A 16,748-nucleotide genomic window follows, 5' to 3' on the forward strand; every position below is an offset into this window, starting at 1 on the left:
ATTTATTTTATATCTACTAATAGATATATAAGTGAGATTGATCTTGTTTTTTTAGCTTACACTGCTTTATATTTTTTCCAGCAACTTTATTTTTACATCTTCATAAGCCTCAGTAATCTTATAAGATAAACCAGGTCTTAATAGACCAACCATATCTCCTAAGAAATCCTGATCTAATATTTTCTTTTCCATGTTTTCCAGAAATTCTTTCTGTGTTACACTATTGTCTTCTTCCTTCATGTAAAAGTTCCATGCTTCAATAATTGCATTTGGATCAACATTGCCTTGTTTCAGAGCAAACCACATATCAAATAAGTCTCTTCCTTTTCTTCTCTGGTAGAGGGCACGCATCTTGGTGCCTAATAACTCTGCCAACTGATAAGATGGTATTAAAACCTCTCCAGTGTACTATTCGGATTCCATGGCGTACTTTACGTCCTGGATACCGTAAATGGTATGATGTTCCCGACAATTCACTTCGACTTTCAATCTTAGTGGTATCCCCCCTTCAGAGTCAAAGCGATATACCATTGTGTTATTATGTTGTTTCTGTTTTCGTATTGGTTTATCACCCAAAAAAGATAATACCTCACGAAGCTTATCCATAATTGGTCCGAATGGTTCTGCTGTAATTTGTACTAAATCTATATCTTCAGAATACCTTGCAGCTGGTGACAGATACAATTTGTGTAAAGCGGTCCCTCCCCGAAAAGCCAATCTTTCTTTTAAATACTGATCACTGTAGATTGCCATTAATGCCCGCTCAATTACCAGGTCTTGTTCTACCTGAAAATCTTCCTGCCAGGGAGCTTTTTTACGCCATGCAGTTATATATGCTTGAGGAATCATAAATCAGTTTCTATTTCTATATTTTGCACAACTTTCCAATCATTACCAGTTATCATCTCAGGCTTTTCCTTTTGTGGTCTTAATAAAACCGGGAAATAATTCACAGTTTTTAAGTAGTCTTTTATGGGGTCACTTAAGTCTCGCCTATTCAAAATATCCTCAAGTAAAAAACCTAAACGCTGAACTGCAGTTATAGGAGAATATCGTTTTGCTAAATCAAGCATTTTATTAGCATCTATGCTCTCACAGAGTTCTTCTAACACTGTTGCTACTCTATTAAGGCCACCTGCCTGATCAAAATAATTTACCAAGTCCAATGCGGTCAATTCTGGTGATGATACGTTTATATACCCTGTATCAACTTTCTTTTGGACTACATCCATTTTCTCCCATTCCTTTTTTATATAGAAGTTTATTTTTAAGGTATCGCTATTAACATTCCTTAAACTCGGCTTCATTGTGATTACAGAAAAAGATTGTGGTTGCTGATGTGCGGCACCATAATAGGTAGCTGCATTTAACAGACCTACATAATAATCTCTCTCTAAAAATTTCATCAATTCTGAAATAAATAAGGAGGGAGGAAGTATTCCTTTACTCCTGTACTCCGGTGTAATTATTACATAGAATTCATTTCTAACTAAGGCAATTTCCTTCTTCTTTTTAAGACGTTGTAGCGCTTTCTTGATCGCTTCATCAGATTGTTCAAATCGACTTCGTACTTCTGGCAATGAAAAGGCGTACCTTCCATTAGAACGTAGTTCGTTTATAAAATCCTCTAGATAACCGTATTGGCCTATCATTTAAGTTTTTGTTTGATTAAAGGGATGCTGTATATCCCTTTTTGCAGATGTAAACTTAAAAATTATTCAGGTAATTACTAATTATTTATTCAATTTCTTATCTTTGTGTTGACATGGAAATGCAAAAGTTCTTAAACAAGATGTGAAGATTTTGAGCAGGCAATAGCTTAGATAATGCAAAAAGGTTCTTATTAGCAGCTAAATTGGCATTTGCGTCATTCGTGGCGCAGGGTTTAATTTAGAAATAAAGTGGTTGGTAGACAGTGGGTTACGGGCAATGTTCGATTCCCCTACGGGCTACTGAAGGAAACAACATATACAGGTTGTTTCCTTTTTTTATGCCAATAAGAATCTATGGCCCAAACTGTTACAACTAAGTCAAATCGTGTTCGACAATCATTAAAAAAGGGTCTGTGCCAACTATTGTGGAGTGCAAAGAATTTTTTCGTTGTTAAGCATGTAATTGATTTAACCTCTCAGATGTTCAAAAGATAGCTAGTGCTGCGTCCTCCGCCTTTTTCTTTCAGCATTACACCCCGTTCAACTAGGTTCTGTATGTCACGGGTAGCCGTGTCCTGTGAGCATTTGGCAATCTTCGCCCATTTGGAGGAGGTCAGTTTGCCTTCAAATCCTTCAAGTAATTTATTCAGCATGAGGCGTTGCCGCTCATTGATGGATAGCAGTTGGGGGCTTTCCCAAAACTTTGCCTTACGCAGTACTTTTCCTGTCGTCTCGTCTGTGTTTGAGAAGGCACGTTCATAGCAGTTAAGGAACCAGCTCAGTCATTCGGTGATATCCAACGTCCCTTTCTGAGTCTGCTCCAAAACATCATAGTACCTCTTGCGCTCCAGGCGTATTTGAGCGGACATGCTGTAAAACCGTTGAGCTGTATGGTCAGCTAAGGTTAATTGCATATCTGCAATTGCACGGGCAATAAGACCGTTACCATCATCGAATGGGTGAAGAGTCACAAACCATAAATGTGCGATTCCGGCTTTTAATACAGGGTCAATATTATTGCTTGAATTAAACCATTCAATAAAGCCTGCCATCTCTTGCGCTATTATTTCAGAATCCGGTGCTTGAAAATGGACGATTTTCCGTCCCATTGCCCCAGAGACAACCTGCATAGGGTCAGCCTTACTATTGTTGCGCCAATTACCGACAACAATTTTATGCATACCACTTCGTCCTGTCGGGAAAAGAGAACTGTGCCACTCAAATAAGCGATCATCGCTTAACAGCGCATTACATCGTTGGGTAGTATCAAGCATCATTTCGACAACACCATCCACATGCCTATCCGAGGCAATCAGTCCCGCAATCTCCATACCCAATCTATGTGCGATGGAAGACCGTACCTGGTCTACATCAAGTACCTCTACTTCGATCTCGCTTGTTTTGACTACATCCTGAGTCAGTGTTTGCAGACTCGCTTCTTCACGAAGGCCAAAACCAAGAGCTTCCATCTTGCTAAGCATACGCCCCTGATTATGGCGTGCATTGGTCAATAATGGTGTTATTTTACTGTCATCCCATGTGAACTGAGGCCAGCCCAGTCTTTGATAGATATACATATTTTATATTCTCCGCATTTTCAAAGTTATTATCCGCAAAACATGCGGATATAAAGACTGCTTTTCTCCGCATTGCCGTATTTAATTTCTATTGTTTCTTCTTCCTATACTGTCAATCAGCTTTACTATTTATCGTCTTTTCAAAATTGGCCATAGCATTCGCAATGCTCATAAAAGTTCGACATATTGCAGCTCGACCTACATAAGGAAATGATCGTTAAAGGTCATTTCCTTTTTTTATGCCATATGATTTGCTTAAAAGCCTCTGACCGGACCAGTCCAACAGTATGACCATACGGGGAATTCTTTATTATAAAAGCTTTTATTAGCTTTGCAACAGATTATCGAAACAGTATATCCTTTGAGCCATGTAATCCCATAATACATATTAATGCCAAATGGTCTTCCCTTTTCAGGGGAGAATAATACTCTATTTCTTTTAATTTAATTATAATAATATGTCTATTTCTCAAAAATATGGGCGTACATATCATTATCCGTTTTCTCCTGGAACAACCAGTGATGACAGGATAATGCAGACTATTGGGAACAACTTCAAAAAATACCCAAACTTATACATACGGAAAAGCTCGACGGTGAAAATAACTGCTTATCAAAATACGGTGTATTTGCCAGGTCTCATGCGGCGCCTGCAGTATCTCCATGGACTGCAAGTCTGAGACAATTCTGGCAACTGGTCAAAAAAGATCTTGGATCACTGGAAATTTTTCTGGAAAATCTTTACGCTATTCATTCTATAGCCTATAAAAATCTGGAGAGCCATTTTTACGTGTTTGGAATCCGTCAGGATAACCGTTGGCTAAGCTGGGAAGAAACTAAATTCTATGCAGCGATACTGGATTTACCAGTGGTGCCGGAAATTGCTGTTTTTCAAACACCTGAAAAACAAGACTTATTTGAAAAGGAAGTTTTATCTATTGTATCCGGACCGGGGACTCTGGCTCCCTATGATGCCCTGACGGATTTACCGGTAACCATGGAAGGTATTGTAACCCGGAATGCAGATGGATATGACTGCACTGATTTCAGTAATAATGTATTTAAATATGTAAGAAAAGGACACGTTAAAACAGATCAGCACTGGACCCGCAACTGGAAACGTGCCCGTTTAAATGAAGGAGGCAGTTATGTGGACTATTAGTCAAAATAAAGAATGGGCTAAGCTGGAGAGTAAATTTGATTGGGTAGCGAGAATGAAAGAAGTACCTCAGGATGCTTTTTATCATGCAGAAGGAGATGTTGCCGTACATACGCAGATGGTATTGAATGCTTTAATTCAGGAAGACGCTTTTAAAAAGCTGAATGTTCAGGAACAGGAGATCTTATGGGCTGCGGCATTGCTGCACGATGTAGAAAAATACAGTACTACAAACATTGAAGAGGATGGGCGTATAGCTTCTCCCGGACATGCCCGTAAAGGAGCGATGACTGCAAGACAGATATTATATCAGCACGAATCTGCCCCCTCCCTGGAAATCAGGGAACAGATTGCGGGACTTGTACGGTATCATGGACTGCCATTATGGATATTTGAAAAACCAGATCCGCTTAAGTCTCTGATCAAAGTGAGTATGGAGGTTAATCTGCAATGGCTGGTACTGCTGGCCAGGGCTGATATGCTTGGCCGGCTTTGCAATGATCAGGAGGAAATGTTATATCGTATTGACTGTTTCGAAGCCTATTGCAGGGAATATGATTGCTGGGATTCTCCCCGTAATTTCGTTAATTCTGAAGCGAAAATGTATTATTTATCTCATGAGTCGTCCTATCTTGATTATGTTCCATTTGAATTACCTTCATTTCAGGTTATTTTAATGAGTGGCTTACCGGGGGCGGGGAAAGATACTTTTATAAAAAAGTACTATAGCGATATGCCGGTAATCTCTTTAGATCATATCAGAAATGAAAAAGGTATCAGACCTACTGATAAAAGCGGTAATGGACAGGTTATTCAGGAGGCAAAGGAGCAGGCAAGAATATTTTTGCGTAAAAAACAAGGATTTGTATGGAATGCTACCAATGTTACCCGGCAGATGAGAGGACAGCTGATTGATCTTTTTGTCAGCTATAAGGCGACTGTAAATATCGTTTATCTTGAAGTGCCCTTTCAGCAGTTATATGTTCAGAACAGAAACAGAGATGCACGAGTCCCTGATGCAGTTTTAGATAGATTAATTCATAAACTGGAAGTTCCGGCCTTATGGGAGGCACATCATGTATTTTATAGCTGATATACCAATAATAACTAACCCAGCTATTCAGGTAGGTTAGTTATTATTTACATTAATTTCCATTTCGTTACCTGCTCTCTGATTTTGGGTTTTCATATCCTTTTATTTTGACGCATTAATTCACACTTATGTGAATTAATGGTATATTTGCCCTTTAACTAATTAAATATTAATATAATGAAAGGAAAATTATTTTTATTATTTATCAGTATTTGCTTCTTAGGGTGTGCAAAGTCAGATAATCTTGACCCAAAGACTGATAAAAATTTGTTAACTAATACCAATAAAGTTAACCCCGCCGCTGTAAAAGCAATTGATCCGGTATTTTGTTTTTATAGTTCATTGATAGATAGGCATTATTTCTCCACAAAAGAAAATCTTCCAAATCAACCGTATTTTCAGTCTTTTACCAGGCAAAATATTGTAGGTTACACCGGAGGGAGTGGGCCAAAGCTTACGATGTGGCGTAATAAGGCTACAGGAATCTACGTTCTCTCTACGCTTGAAAATGCAGTGGATATCAATGCAAACGAAAAAATAGAAGAGATGGGGCCAACTGCCAGTCCGACTGATAATGGAAGTTTTCCTGTCTATGAATATTATAGACAAAAGACCAATTCAAACTCTTTTTATTATACCAGAAATAAAGATGAATTGGGGGATGGGAAATATGGTTTTGTTTATAAGAGAATTGCTTTTTACCTCATTGACAGAATAAAACCGGATCCCAATCCTAATCAATGGCCACAACCATTAAAGGAGGCATTTAATGGTCAGTTTATACATATGCTAGATTCCAAAAAAGTGTTTTTTATGCTTGAAGGCGAAGCAAGATATATTCAGAGCCAAGATACTTATAATGGAATATTTAATCAAAATGGTCTTATTTCACGTATTTATTTGCCCGATGAAAGTTATTTACAGGTAAAAAGAGGCAAGGATCTGACTCCGGATTGTGACTTCAGGCGTGATATTACTACAAATAGGCTTTACTTACGAGAAGGCAATGTATTAATGCATATTAATGGATCCACTGTTATGAAAGTCTATAATTTTAATAAAAATGCGGTGCAGCATCAAATAAATGGAACAGCTGGTTATGTATTAGGACTGGAAATTAACAATTTTGGTAATCCATACTCACCAAACTAACCTCCTTAAGGTTTTGGAGTTAAGATTTTTCAAAATATAAGCTGAACAATATAAATAACAACTAACCCACCTGAATAGGTGGGTTAGTTGTTATTTATATTAACTAGCGCAGTTCTCCACAAACTCCCATGGGCCCCATTGGTTGGCTTCAGGTAATTCGTTTGGATTCACATACCACTTATTCTTGTATATTTTCTTATTGTAAAAAACTTTTGTACCAGTTGTCGGATAAGGTATCGCTGCATTATAAGCAGCTATTCCACAACCTCCGGTACCTGGATTGGTCGGGTTAGTCGGATTGGTTGGATCGGTAGGAATAACCGGTATCTCGTTTTTGTAATCAAAAGCGTTTGCCAAAGCTGCAGTCGTAGTTTGTCCGTTTAATACTTTTTTAGCTACATTCAGATAAGTTACACCAGTATAATTGGTTCCTTTAGCAGATAACAGATTCAGGTTCCAGATCATAATACCATCATTCTTACCAGCTCTGCTTTGTGTACCCCCATCATGAATATATTTTGCCAAATCAGCTTCGAACTGAGGAGTATGCTCAAAATATGGTCCCCATGGTTCGTTTGGTACATGCGTACCATGTGCCAGCTGGAAGCCATAAATGTTAGCATAATAAGCATAAGAATCGTACATGAGTTTACGGTTAGGCGCTGCACCTATATTATAAGCCTGATAAGCAATAATATCCAGCTTATCCCCGGCAGCTTTGATTACCGGTATCATAGCACCAGTTGAACTGAAGCCAAATAAGCTAATGCTTTTTGTGCCATCGGTAGCGCTGTACAGGTAACTGTCTGATTCTCCGGTTACTGTGTTGCGTTTGCTGTAGGCAAATGGAGAGGCAGCGTCATCATTGTTTAATCCACCCATTGCTCCTGATCCTACCGGGGCTGTCGCGATAATGTATCCTGCAGATTTTGGCATTAGTTTTCTGGATTCGGTAATGAATCTGGTCAGATAGGCTACATTGGCTGCATTTCCTGATTCGCTGAAGCTGCCGTTGGGCTCAAAGTCCCAGTCAATACCTCCAAAGCCAATATCATCTACCAGATCTTTGATCTGCTGGTAGTTAATATCGTTGAAGTTTTCCTGGGCCCTCCAGTAGGTTTCGCCGCCTAAAGATAAAATCACTGTAATACCACGTTGTTTCAGGATTCCAACTGCACGTTTTAACATCAGCCCTCCTTGCGTTGCCTGATAACATTCTAACCCGGTATTAGCTGTAGAGATGTCATAAGAGCCTTTTATGTATTTCAGGTTAGGTTTCGCAAAAGCAAAAAATACGTGAGTTACCGCAGTTGGTAATGTTGTAAAAGCACTTTTGCCATCCTCATTCAGCCATCCTTCAGTCCAGCTGGGATAGTAGCCAATGGTAATTGGTTTACTCAGGCTCGGGTTGGCATTACGTTCCAGGTTAACCTGAGTAATTTTCGAATTACTTAATGACTGATTACCGGATTGCGGAATTTCATTCTCTGATTTCTTACAGGAAGAAAAAGCGGTTAATAGAAATAAACCGGCAGCAGTGCTCTTTTTGAAGAAATTGTACAATTTCTTTCCAGATGACAAATTTTTGTCATCTGTTGATAAATGTTGTTTCATAGGGTTAGGTTTTTAAGTTAATATCAAAAATAACATTGCAAATAATAATCGCAAGTTTAATTGTAACAATTTCGAGATAAATTTGATTTTGTTATTTATTTGGAATCTATTTTTCTTTATGAGATAATATAAATGCCTTATTGTGCCAGATACACTTAATAATTTAATTGTTTAACATGTCTTATTATCAGTTATTTATGCTGGTGTTTGTTGTTTTGTTGCTTTATAAATAAAAGGAATGTTCTCTTGTGATTGTTAAAGGTCTTTCTATTGGAAATATTATTGCTTTTTCGCCACGATGAGTTTCCTGACATCAGTAAACTGTATTTTTCGATCTTCCGGGAGATCATAAAAGATCTTTTTGAAGATCATGATCAGCTCTTTTCCTGCAATTTAAAATGTCGCTTTGTTTTAAGAAATTTTTAAGGCATCTTTCTACCACGTATAACACACAAAATCAGACCAATGAAACCATCATGTGCAGCGGTGTATAAACCGGAATGAACAGAAACCAGGTAGTACATGATAGCTTCATCTCCATTAAAAAACAATTATATACCTATGAAAAAAATAGTATTGATCATTCTTGCCAGTATTTTATCGGGCACGTTATCTGCACAGGAACAGGCCCTGATGCCAGTTGCATCTTTAAAACCTGGTAAATATCAGCTGGAACAGATAAAACGCAAATACGGCATGTTCATACACTTCAGCATTAATACATTTAACGATGTAGAATGGTCTGATGGCAGTTTACCGGCATCTTCCTATCAACCGACAGCTATTGATGCAGAACAATGGGTTAAAACAGCGAAAGATGCAGGGATGAAGTATGTGATACTGGTCACCAAGCATCACGATGGCTTTTGTTTATGGGATAGCAAATATACGGAGTATGATGTGGCTAACTCCGGAAACAAGACCAATGTTATAGAAGCCGTTGCAAAAGCATGTAACAAGTATAATATTGGTTTGGGGATCTACTATTCATTATGGGACAGACATCAGAATCCGGACACTAAAAATGCAGCTTCAGACCAGGCTTATAATAAATTTATGCTGGGACAGCTTAATGAGCTGATTGATATTGCTCAGCAGAATAAGACCAGAATAGTTGAGTTCTGGTTTGACGGCGGATGGGAAAAGCAGAATTCCAGATGGCCGGTTCAGGATATTTATCAGGCAATTAAGGTTAGAGAACCGCAGTGTCAGATCGGTATTAACTGGTCAATTGGTGCTCCGGGAAATTCTGATCAGCATCTGGTTTTACCAGAGCAGCAGAAAGAAGGTTATCCGATACGTTATTTCCCGGGTGATTTCAGACTCGGAGACCCTTATTTGCCGGCCAGTCCTGACCCTAAAATATTTACTCATGAAGGGAAACAATATTACATGCCCTGGGAGTCTACTGTATGTATCAGTGAGAAATGGTTTTATAATACAAAAGATACCGTGTTCAAATCAATTACTCAACTGGTTGCAGATTATAAAAGAGCAACCGCCCAGGATAATATCCTGATTCTGAATACTCCGCCGGGCAGAGATGGTAAGATCAGACAAAAGGATATTGAAATATTAACAGCAATAAAAAAACGATTGCAGAATGATAATCAGTAAATTTATTATTCAATAACCCGAAATCAGGATATGCTGGGAAATCATCAATCAAGGAAAGTCGCGATAGTGGGATACAATCGCATTCCATTTGCACGTCACAATACTTTTTATACTCAGGCGAGTAACAAGGATATGTTTACTGCTGCACTGAATGGTTTGATCGAAAGGTATCATTTACAGGGGCAGCTGATAGGAGAGGTCGCCGGTGGTGCCGTGATTAAACACAGTACCCAGCTGAATTTAACCAGGGAATGTGTGATGGATTCTTCGCTTGATCAGCGAACGCCGGCATGTGATCTTCAGCAGGCATGTAATACAGGTATAGAAACGGCAATTTACATTGCCAATAAAATTGCGCTGGGTCAGATTGATGCGGGTATAGCCGGCGGGGTTGATTCTGCCAGTGATGCGCCGCTGGTATTAGGAGAAAAACTGCGTAAAATACTGCTGGCAGCGCGCCGGGCAAAAACATTCGGACAAAGATTAACCGAGTTTTCTAAAATCAGATTTAAGGATTTTACTCCGGTTGCGCCAATGAATATGGAACCCGGTACAGGCTTATCTATGGGGGAACATACGGAACTGACTGCTAAATACTATCATATTTCAAGAGAAGAGCAGGATCTGTTTGCTTTAAAAAGCCATCAAAAACTAGCTCTGGCCTACGACCGTGGCTTTTTTGATGATATGCTAAGTCCTTATCTGGGTTTAGCCCTGGATAACAATATGCGCAGAGATACCAGCCTGGAAAAACTGGCAAAATTAAAACCTGCCTTTGATAAACAGGATGGATCGCTTACCGCAGGTAATTCCTCTCCCCTTACTGATGGGGCATCCTGTCTTTTGCTGGCCAGCGAAGAATGGGCTGCCGAGCGTGGATTGCCGGTTCTGGCTTATATCACTTTTGCAGAAGTTACTGGTATTGAATATCTGAAGCAAAAGCAAAACCTGTTGTTAGCGCCGGTTTACGCAGCGGCTGATATGCTGAAAAAAGCAGAGCTGACTTTACAGGATTTTGATTTTTATGAAATCCATGAAGCTTTTGCTGCACAGGTACTGGCTATTCTTAAAATATGGGAAAGTCCTGAATTAATCCGAGAATTCGGATTCAGTGAAGCTTTCGGCAAAATTGATGCAAATAAATTAAATGTAAACGGAAGCAGCATCGCCACCGGGCACCCATTTGCTGCTACCGGCGGACGTGTCCTGGCCACACTGGCTAAATTATTAGCCGAAAAAGGTAGTGGCAGAGGTTTTCTTTCTGTATGTGCAGCGGGCGGTATGGGTGCTACAGTAATTTTAGAAAGATAAACGTCAGTTATTCGATAACCAGCCAGGTATAACTGTTGGCCGGTATGGTTACTTCATAAATGACATTATGGTTGTTGTCCAGTTTATATGACTTGCTTTTTCCTTCTTTTTCTCTTATATCAGCCTGAACAGTAAGACCTGTATAATAAAGAGGCAGGGTAATTTTTTGTGTCACGGCCTCAGCTGAAGGATTGAACAACATGGCGAGGCCTTTTTCTTTATTATCCGGATTAACATGCAGAATGCCATCCCAATCCCTGCCGTCAGGTCTGCGCAGATGTATGATGTCTGAGTTCAGAATAGTTCGATACTTTTTATACCAGTTGACTACCCGGATCACCAGTGCTTTTGTTTCTTCTGTATCATATAGTCTGGGGCCACGGTAACAGGCCTGTATACCAGCACCGTAATATTGCATCATGAGTTGTTCATAGGAATCTCTGTGATCTGTCAGCGGTTCTAAAGTGGCTGCTGCTCCTCCTCCATGATATTGGGTTAAAGGAACAAAACCCCAGCTCATGGAAGGTGTTTTTTCCCAGGTGCCGTCATAAATATTCTGGCGGTTTAAGATAACCTGTTGTTCTCTTGGCAGACTAAAGTTCACTTCTCTGTATCCCAGAGCTATTTTATTAGTTCCATCCAGAAAATACCAGTCTGGCGCATTGACATAAACGCCGTTCTCATTACACCAGCGATATAATCCTTTCTGCAGCTCCATTTGTGCCCATTGAGAATCATCTAAACCCTGATGACCGGGATGTTTGGTTGAAGCGCAGAGATCACCCGGATAAGGGCCGTCATTCTCAAATATATCCATCCCGGTTTTTTTGATAAATTGTTTGATTTTACCCAGATAAGCCAGACCCCAGTTTGAGCCCAGGCAGGGTGCAGAAGAAAATTGTGCATGTACATCTGCTTTTCCGGTTTTAGGATCAATGACATCTTCATCATCATTGATGCGTCTGCTGGAAAATAACGAATATCCACCCATCAGAATACCTTTACTGTGGGCATAGTCAACCAGTTTTTTAATCCCGGCTATATTTTCAGCAGACAGATCTTCCATATCCAGGCCACTTCCAAAACTCAGGATAATAGCCTCATATCCGGTCTCTGCACACTGATCAATAGCTTTTTTAACCACTTCAGATTTAACAGAGACCAGATGCATAAAGATTGGGTTTTCTGTTGACCATGGCGCAATCTTACGGTACATCATGCGCTGTGCCAGACCATTTCTGTCTCTGTCATAACTATCAAGCAGCAGTTCATTTGTCCTGATAGACTTAAATTCAGCTCCCGGTTTCAGTTCAATACCCGGACCAATCGGAGGGTAAACTTCCAGCAGACAGGGCGTTTTATAACCGTAATTAACCTGTGAGGTATATGTTGAATCTGTATTCCAGTGTGTGGTTTGATCCGACAAACGGGCATTCATAGAGTTATTGAAGGCATAATTACTCTCTATATAAATTCCGTGAGGTCTTTTCATCTCAAGTGGATTTCCGTCTACTGTGGACTCTTCTTCATGTGCTGCTATAACCTCATTGATAACTTTGTTTAGTTTAATGGTTCCCCTGCTTTTATTTTCGACGCTCAGCCATTTACACATCAGCGGAATGCCATCATATAATTCATAATTTATATTCACCCTGATACCTTTCAGTGCCGGCAAAGCCGATTCAAAAGAGAAGGTGAGCATTTTCCCCGCAGGTTGTTTTTTATTGGAAGCCCATTCGTTTACAGCGGGCTTCCAGTTAACATGAGGCTCAACAGGACTGATCTTCCAGGATTTATACCGGAAGTCAGTATTGCCGGCAGTTAATTCATCCAGCCAGCTGCTCAGCAGATATGCTTTTTGTTTTTGACCGCGTAATCCGCCAATAGCGTATATCTGACCATCAATGGTTAAATTGGCTTCCGGACTAACCGCTCTGATTAACTGCTGATCGTTACTTAGATTGCTGAAATCAATGCAGGCCAGATTTGGCTGCAAACGGAAAGACCTTTTTACCAGTCCGTTAGAGAAAATAATGTCTTTATTGTTTGCGCTGCGGTATAATTGTGCTTTTTTTTCGGAACTGTTGATGAGCCAGTCTTGTTTTTTAACTGGTTCTTCTGTTTTTTTCCATACTGGCAGTGTGGTTATTTTATCTTGTGCAAAAAGGTAACTGGTCTGAAATAACAATAAAATTGCTAATATTTTTCTCATGTTTAAATGTGGTTATCTGACTAATATAGAGAGATAAATTAAGAAAAAAATACGCTTTATTTTTCGGGGGAAATAAAAATGATTTAGCTATATCTATTTGATTGAATGTGTATTAAATTATTTTTTTTTCAGGTTGTGATTCATTGAATACTGCAATTCCGACTGCTAAAAATGCCAGGTCTTTTACAATGAAAAAATCTGTTACCGGAACACCATCCATCAGTTTCCATATCCCCGGGGTACTGATTAAAAAACTCAGAGTAGAAGAGAATATAATTATGGTTAGCAGGCCTGCAATTTTTCCGGCTTTTGCACTTCGGAAAGAAAAGATCAGCAATACAGCAGTGACAATTTCAAAGATGCCTATCATTATAGAAGCCGCCTGTACAGAGACAATTTTGTAAAGCCAGCTCATTAACCAGCTGTTCTCTACCAGAGGTTTAATAGCTTTTGCTTCTGATGGGGTAAATTTTAATAGGCCAATCCATATTAACACAATGATAGTTGCGATTACGCCTGTTGCGTATCCTGATTTATTTGTTTTCATACCCCTTTGTCGTGAGGTGGGCTCAAACCTTACAATGGATTTAAAAAAAATAAAGGAAATATTAATAATGATGGTCAAAGGGTCTCAGATGACCATCGCTGTTAAGAATATAAAATAGAGCAGGTATGGGAAGAGTTAAAGGAGAGGTGTTTAAGGAATGTTTGTGTTCGGAGTTGGTATAGGGTTGGTATACCCCTGGGGTATACCAACCCTATACCAACCTGCATCTCTGAGTCACCCGTTATAACCCTGAAACTGTTACCTCTCCAATAGCCAGTTAAATAGTAACTACTATTTTTCCAACAGTTCTTCCGGATTCTATGGCTGAATGTGCTTCTTTCATTCGTTCAAACGGATAGGTTTCAGATACATGTGCTTTGATAATTCCTTTTTCGAGTAAATCAGCTATTTGCTGCAGATCTGTTCCGTTAGACTCTACCATAATGAAATAACCATTGATGCCTTTTGCCGTCGCCTTGGCTGTCACTTCTTCTCTGAAACCTGAAGGAATACTAATGATTGTACCGCCCGTTTTAATGACCTCTAATGAGCGATCTATGTTGTCGCCACCAATGGCGTCCAGTACAAAGTCAATAGCGCCTGTAGCCTCGTGGAGGGGCTGGCTGGTATAATCAATGTGCTCATCTGCACCTAACTCCATTATAAAGTCTTTATTCTTTGCGGATGATGTTCCGATCACATAAGATCCGATATGTCTGGCTATCTGTACGGCAAAATGACCTACGCCACCTGCAGCAGCATGGATCAGCACTTTATCTGCAGCTTTGATTTTTGCATGGCTAACCAGTGCCTGCCATGCAGTTAATGCTGCAAGAGTGGCTGCTGCAGCTTCCTCATGAGAAATGTTTTTTGGTTTTAAAGCAAGGTGAGAAGCGGGTGCTGCCACATATTCGGCATAAGCTTTTCCATGACCCGGGAAATTGACCATTCCAAAAACTTCATCCCCGGTTTTAAACTTTGACGATTTGGATGCTGTAACTACACCCGAAACATCCCAGCCCAGGATAATTGGTGGCTGTTCTGCTAATTTAGGATATAATCCATTTCCTTTTCTGACTTTTGTGTCTACGGGATTAATACTGATAGCTTTAACTTGTATAAGTACTTCATCTTCAGTAATCTCAGGGACAGGTAGTGTGGTGTATGCCAGTTTATTTACATCGCCGGCCTCTGTTAGAATTATTGCGTTCATTTTTTTCTCTTTTTAAATTTGTAACGCAAAATTGTACTTATTTTCTGGTGATTTTACGGTATAAATTTTCCTTATTTCGGTATATTTGCCGCATGAAGAAAGAAAATCTTTATGAACCATACTCCGTTAGCTTTGAAACGCTGGAAAAGGGGGCTATCTGGCCACATACAAATAGCTTTTTTGAGTTAATTTATGTGTTGTCCGGTACGGGCGAACAGTGTATTAATCAGCATAGGTTTGACTATCATCCGGATCATATGTTTCTGATCACACCTGATGATTGCCATTCGCTGAATATGGCCACTGCTTCACAATTCTTCTTTCTGCGTTTTAATGATATTTATATCCGTTCAAAAGGGATCAGCAGTGCTGATTTGCAGCGCCTGGAATTTATTCTGCAAAATGCGAATCATCAGCCGGGCTGTATTCTGAAAAATCAGTCTGATAAAAGACTGGTACGTCCTATGGTAGAAGCGGTAATCCGTGAATATGTAAACCGGGATTTATATAATAAGGAACTGGTACAGCAACTGGTTAATACGCTGATTGTGGTGGTAGCCAGGAATATTGCCAAATATCTGCCGGAGCAGGTGAATGAATGTACAGAAGAAAAGGCACTGGGAATTCTGGAGTATATCCAGAATAATATTTACCATCCCGATAAAATAAGGACAGAAATGGTGAGTAAACATTTTGGTATTTCTGAGACGTATCTGGGACGCTATTTCAAAAAGCATATGAATGAGACCATGCAGCAGTATACGATGAATTACAGGACTAAATTTATCATGAACAGATTACAGCATAGTGATATGCGTATCAATGAGATTGCTGATGAACTGGGCTTTACTGATGAAAGCCATCTGAATAAGTTCTTCAGAAAGCAAAAGGGACTTAGCCCGGGACAATACAGGAAAACTTTTAAATGACCGTTATGCTGAAATCAGCATAACGGCGGCGTTAATTTATTTATTGGATTTTACAAAGAGCCGAAAATAATGCCTAACTGAGTTCCTATAAATGAAATCGTGTTTTTCACAAGGTTAGTAGCTATCCCTGTAAGTTCTTTAAATAAATCACCGATTACACCTCCTCCTTCAATTTTTGACATTTCTGTTGTGTTCATTTCCTGAACACCAAGATTTTTTAATTCTAGATTTTTCATCGGAATAATTGTTTTTAATTGTGACGAATCCATCATATGCTAATCATTTATTCCTTTCGGTTTGGGTTCTGAGCACATGATATTTTCTAATGGGGTTTGTTTAATTGGGTATCAGGTTGCTTTAAACAGGCAGAATTACCGTTATTCCGGGGTTACAGAATAACGGGTAATTATTTATCTTTAATACTAAAGTGAGCCCAGAATAGTGAAAAGCTGAGTAAGACCGAATTTAACAGTATTACCTACAACTGTACCTACGGTATTAACAACTCCACCTACAGTAGTAGCAACAGCGCCAATTACGCCAAAAATGTTACCAATTAAACCACCGCCTTCGATTGTTGACATTTCATTTGCGTTCAACTCTTGAACACCAAGGTTTTTTAATTCTAAATTTTTCATAATGGGGGATTATTATAAAATAAATTCCTTACTC

At 39.3% G+C, this 16,748-nt stretch carries 14 protein-coding genes and 1 pseudogene; 6 read left to right on the forward strand and 9 right to left on the reverse strand.

The annotated features are described in order from the left end of the window. Positions 1 to 66: 66 nt before the first annotated feature. The 3 genes and pseudogenes from PL_RS17710 to PL_RS17720 form a co-directional block, all read right to left on the reverse strand. Positions 67 to 849, reverse strand: a pseudogene (locus PL_RS17710) (nucleotidyl transferase AbiEii/AbiGii toxin family protein). Then, complete coding sequence (locus tag PL_RS17715) at positions 846 to 1,652, reverse strand: type IV toxin-antitoxin system AbiEi family antitoxin domain-containing protein (RefSeq protein ID WP_052496596.1); 807 nt, start codon at positions 1,650 to 1,652, stop codon at positions 846 to 848. Before PL_RS17715 ends, PL_RS17710 begins: the two are co-directional and overlap by 4 nt. Before the next feature lie 782 nt (positions 1,653 to 2,434). Further along, complete coding sequence (locus PL_RS17720) at positions 2,435 to 3,229, reverse strand: Fic family protein (protein WP_235324682.1); 795 nt, start codon at positions 3,227 to 3,229, stop codon at positions 2,435 to 2,437. 574 nt (positions 3,230 to 3,803) lie between these two features. Between PL_RS17720 and PL_RS17725 the strand changes: the two genes are divergently transcribed. The 3 genes from PL_RS17725 to PL_RS17735 all read left to right on the forward strand — a co-directional run bounded on the left by PL_RS17725 (position 3,804) and on the right by PL_RS17735 (position 6,633). Then, on the forward strand, positions 3,804 to 4,391 hold the full coding sequence (locus PL_RS17725) for an RNA ligase family protein (protein ID WP_235324685.1): 588 nt from the start codon (positions 3,804 to 3,806) through the stop codon (positions 4,389 to 4,391). Continuing rightward, positions 4,378 to 5,481 carry an AAA family ATPase gene (locus PL_RS17730; protein WP_041886478.1) on the forward strand — a complete coding sequence of 368 codons (1,104 nt, stop codon included), beginning with the start codon at positions 4,378 to 4,380 and terminating at the stop codon, positions 5,479 to 5,481. Before PL_RS17725 ends, PL_RS17730 begins: the two co-directional genes overlap by 14 nt. A 177-nt stretch (positions 5,482 to 5,658) precedes the next feature. Continuing rightward, positions 5,659 to 6,633 carry a hypothetical protein gene (locus PL_RS17735; protein ID WP_041886482.1) on the forward strand — a complete coding sequence of 325 codons (975 nt, stop codon included), beginning with the start codon at positions 5,659 to 5,661 and terminating at the stop codon, positions 6,631 to 6,633. A gap of 99 nt (positions 6,634 to 6,732) precedes the next feature. Here PL_RS17735 and PL_RS17740 read toward each other — a convergent pair whose 3' ends face one another. Continuing rightward, entirely contained in the window at positions 6,733 to 8,247 is a 1,515-nt protein-coding gene (locus PL_RS17740; RefSeq protein ID WP_041886484.1) for a hypothetical protein, read from the reverse strand. Positions 8,248 to 8,808: 561 nt separating this feature from the next. Here PL_RS17740 and PL_RS17745 point away from each other — a divergent pair. Both PL_RS17745 and PL_RS17750 read left to right on the forward strand, forming a co-directional pair. Beyond that, complete coding sequence (locus tag PL_RS17745) at positions 8,809 to 9,864, forward strand: alpha-L-fucosidase (RefSeq protein WP_041886485.1); 1,056 nt, start codon at positions 8,809 to 8,811, stop codon at positions 9,862 to 9,864. Positions 9,865 to 9,894: 30 nt separating this feature from the next. Further along, positions 9,895 to 11,175, forward strand: a complete 1,281-nt coding sequence (locus PL_RS17750) for an acetyl-CoA C-acetyltransferase (RefSeq protein ID WP_041886486.1) — start codon at positions 9,895 to 9,897, stop codon at positions 11,173 to 11,175. A gap of 7 nt (positions 11,176 to 11,182) precedes the next feature. On the opposite strand, the gene PL_RS17755 is transcribed toward PL_RS17750, so the two are convergent. The 3 genes from PL_RS17755 to PL_RS17765 all read right to left on the reverse strand — a co-directional run bounded on the left by PL_RS17755 (position 11,183) and on the right by PL_RS17765 (position 15,147). Next, positions 11,183 to 13,387, reverse strand: coding sequence for an alpha-galactosidase (locus PL_RS17755; protein WP_041886489.1), 2,205 nt, complete (start codon positions 13,385 to 13,387; stop codon positions 11,183 to 11,185). A 112-nt stretch (positions 13,388 to 13,499) separates the two neighbouring features. Further along, complete coding sequence (locus PL_RS17760; RefSeq protein ID WP_041886490.1) at positions 13,500 to 13,934, reverse strand: DUF417 family protein; 435 nt, start codon at positions 13,932 to 13,934, stop codon at positions 13,500 to 13,502. Between the two features lie 277 nt (positions 13,935 to 14,211). After that, on the reverse strand, positions 14,212 to 15,147 hold the full coding sequence (locus PL_RS17765; RefSeq protein WP_041880443.1) for an NADP-dependent oxidoreductase: 936 nt from the start codon (positions 15,145 to 15,147) through the stop codon (positions 14,212 to 14,214). Between the two features lie 92 nt (positions 15,148 to 15,239). On the opposite strand from PL_RS17765, the gene PL_RS17770 reads away from it, so the two are divergent. Beyond that, positions 15,240 to 16,076 carry an AraC family transcriptional regulator gene (locus tag PL_RS17770; RefSeq protein WP_041880444.1) on the forward strand — a complete coding sequence of 279 codons (837 nt, stop codon included), beginning with the start codon at positions 15,240 to 15,242 and terminating at the stop codon, positions 16,074 to 16,076. A gap of 50 nt (positions 16,077 to 16,126) precedes the next feature. Here PL_RS17770 and PL_RS17775 read toward each other — a convergent pair whose 3' ends face one another. Together PL_RS17775 and PL_RS17780 are read right to left on the reverse strand one after the other, a co-directional pair. Then, positions 16,127 to 16,312: a hypothetical protein gene (locus PL_RS17775; RefSeq protein ID WP_082035873.1), complete on the reverse strand. Its 186-nt coding sequence runs from the start codon at positions 16,310 to 16,312 to the stop codon at positions 16,127 to 16,129. A gap of 186 nt (positions 16,313 to 16,498) precedes the next feature. Continuing rightward, on the reverse strand, positions 16,499 to 16,660 hold the full coding sequence (locus PL_RS17780; protein ID WP_235324484.1) for a hypothetical protein: 162 nt from the start codon (positions 16,658 to 16,660) through the stop codon (positions 16,499 to 16,501). Between the last annotated feature and the right edge of the window lie 88 nt (positions 16,661 to 16,748).

The organism is Pedobacter lusitanus (assembly GCF_040026395.1).
Classification (GTDB): Bacteria; Bacteroidota; Bacteroidia; order Sphingobacteriales; family Sphingobacteriaceae; genus Pedobacter; species Pedobacter lusitanus.